A 2,894-nucleotide genomic window follows, 5' to 3' on the forward strand; every position below is an offset into this window, starting at 1 on the left:
CTTGATGGAGTCCTTCTTCAGCTCGAAGCCCTGCGGCAGCTTGTCAAAACCTTCCGGCTTCACGTCCTGCTTATACGGCTCGCCGACGACGCCGTCGGCCAGCTTGGTATCCGTCACCGTGATCTTGGTGACCACCTGCTCCTTACGCTTCTGCGCGACGGGCTTCTTCTCGGTCTTCTCAATACGCTTGTCAGGATCTTGCTCGTCTGGGTTTTCGTAGACCGGGTTGCCGTCGTCGTCAAGCACCGGCACATCCTGCTCGACCATGACCTCGATCTCGCGAGTCACGATGGCCTCAGTGGTGCCCGGGGTAGTCGGCTTGCCGGTGATCTTGCCGGTCTTCGGATCGATCTTGAGACCTGCAGGCAGGTCCTTGGCGGAGTAGGTCGGCTCCGTGCCCTTCTTCATGTTGTCCGGCAGATCCTTGAACAGCGGCGTGACGTCGTTGTTCGGGAACTCAGTGCCAACCGACCCCAACGGCAGCGACTCAGGAACAACAGCGGTGAAGGAGTCTGCGATCTCCCAACGATCAGACGGCTTGCCGGAAGCCGGGTCAGCAGAAACCAGCGCGGCGGTGTAGACCGTGGTCTCCTTCAGATCTTCAGGAGCCTGGAAGTTGCAGGACTCGAGCGCACCCTTGTCGTCGCTCTTGATCTTGCACATCGCGTCCTTGATCTCAGTCTGGGTACCATCCGGAGCGGTTGCGTACCAACGGATTGCGTACTCCGTGTTCGGCAGCAAGCCCGCGGTCTTCGTAGTCACCTTGGAGCCCGGACGACCCTTGTTGTCGTAGGAGTTGTACTCCGGAATATCGAAGGTCGGCTGTGCAGTCATCAACGGAAACTGCAGACCGTTCATGTTCGCGCCGGCGGCAATCGCGCCCTGGTCGCGGTAGTTCATGAACATATTGGCGACGAACGCAGAGTTCTTCACGTCGCGGCCCTCAATGTTCGGGTAGATGTACATGTAGTCGGTGTTGATGTGGCGCACGTCGTACAACGAAGCGCCGGTAAACACGTTGACCCACTGGTTCTGGTAGTCGTCGGCAACCTTGCCCCAGTCTTCTTCGCTGACCACATTGTTCACACCGAGGTTGGCCTTGTCGCGCGAGTAGCCCAGCGTGCCCTTGAACGGCAGGTAAATCATGCCGTCAGCGGTGGTCGGGGCAACGACGGTCTCTGCAATGTGGGAGCCCTCGCCGTGCTCGTCCTGGTACGCCTTGATGATGCGCTCCTGGTTCGCACGCTCCTGCTCAACCGTGTAACCCGGGTTCTCGTTCTTCCAGGCGTCGATCTGGCGCGCGACTTCGTCGTTAAGATACGACGCAACAATCTCGATGCCGCCCGCTGCACGATCACCACGCGCAGGCTGATACTTGTAGTACCCCGGCAAGGTACCGGCAGACTCACCAGTCTCCCACCACACCATGGACTCATTCGGGTGAGCGATGCTCTTGATCGCGCCAAAGTCCCCGTAGTACGGGAACTGACCATCAGCCGTCGGCTCACCGGTCTCGCCGTCGAGCGCACGAGTCCAATCCTTCTCCGGCTTGGCCAACCAACCAACGTGATTCGGCTTCTCTTCCAGCACAAAACGACCGTTGGTAATGCGGGAACCAGCAGGACCAGCAGTGAAGTTCCAAGACTCCTGCACCCGGTCCGTGATGGAGGTGTAACGGCCCGAGTTGAAGTCACCCGCGGCAACCACCGAGTACTTGCTCGGATCCGGGTTCTCGCCCCAAACGCGGACGCGAACGCCACCGGCGGCCAGCCAGAACGGCGGCGCGTCAACCCCGTTGGTTACCTTCTCGGACAGGTCGAAGGAGAAGCGACCCTCGGAGTCGGTCGTGGTGTAGAACGTCGGCGAAACCTCACCATTCTTGGTCACGTACTGCAAGTAGATGACGTTGCCCTTGAGCGGCTCATTGTTCGAGGACAAGTCATCGTGGCGGCCATCCTTATTGATGTACGCCCAACCGTGGTAGCCATAGAAATCACGCCAGCCACCCTTGGTAAAGATGGCGTTTGGCACCTGCTTGTTCTTGCCCTGATCCGCGGCTGGGGCTGGGGCTGGGGTTGGGGCAGCCTGCGGGTTGTCTTGCGCAAACGCCGTCGGCTGCGCGAGCGGCGCAACCAGCGCGAGCGACAACGCGGCTGCGGCAACCGAGGTGCCACGGCGGCGTGCAACGTAGTTTTTCTTCACAAAGAACCTTCCAGAAACATAGCGATGTGTGTAAACGCAATATCCAATTAATGGACACCCGTTTAGGACTTTGGGAACGCTACGCCTGGTAGACACCTGTCTACAATCCGCCCTTTTGGCCCTACCCCCACTCATGTGATTATTTAGCTTCCCCTCAGGAATTGATTTAAAAACTGCCTGGTTCCGTATCGTTACGTGAATGGTTCCTGTGAGCTCCCTGCCTTTGGGCGGGGGTGGCTCGGGGAGGTGGGGTCGTCGATAAGCAATGCGCAAAACGTCGCCCCGCTCACTGGAATGATGAGCGGGGCGACGGTTTCGAGGAAGACGCCTTTAGTAAAGGCGCTGGTCTACTGCATTACTTCTCCTTCCCCTCCTTCGACGAACCTGCGTAGGTGTTGCCGGAAGAACCCCTCAACTCGAGGTTCTTGATGGACGAGCCACCATTCGGCGAGCAGTTGTCGTAGATGATCGTGCCAGCCAAGATGCCCGCGGCGATCAGCGCCAGGCCGCCGAGCACGGTTCCGATATCGGTGCCGTAGCGAGCGAGTTGCGAGTTGATCGCATCCACCTGGGAAGCCATCTGCGGATTGAACACGCCCAGCTGACGCTGCATCTGGGTGTTGAAGTTCTGAATCTGCGCGTTCGCCTGAGCAGCGATGTCAGACAGACCCGGGATCTCCAACTGGGTAGCC

2 protein-coding genes are annotated in these 2,894 nt (G+C 59.2%); both read right to left on the minus strand.

Features of this window, described 5'->3' with window-relative positions; all coding sequences use genetic code 11:
* On the minus strand, positions 1-2,202 hold a 2,202-nt coding region (locus HMPREF3145_RS11805; RefSeq protein ID WP_210384149.1), incomplete at its 3' end, for a putative Ig domain-containing protein.
* A gap of 355 nt (positions 2,203-2,557) precedes the next feature.
* On the minus strand, positions 2,558-2,894 hold a 337-nt coding region (locus HMPREF3145_RS11810; RefSeq protein WP_168162448.1), incomplete at its 5' end, for a hypothetical protein.

Source organism: Corynebacterium sp. HMSC05C01, from assembly GCF_001807155.1.
Taxonomy (GTDB): Bacteria; Actinomycetota; Actinomycetes; order Mycobacteriales; family Mycobacteriaceae; genus Corynebacterium; species Corynebacterium coyleae.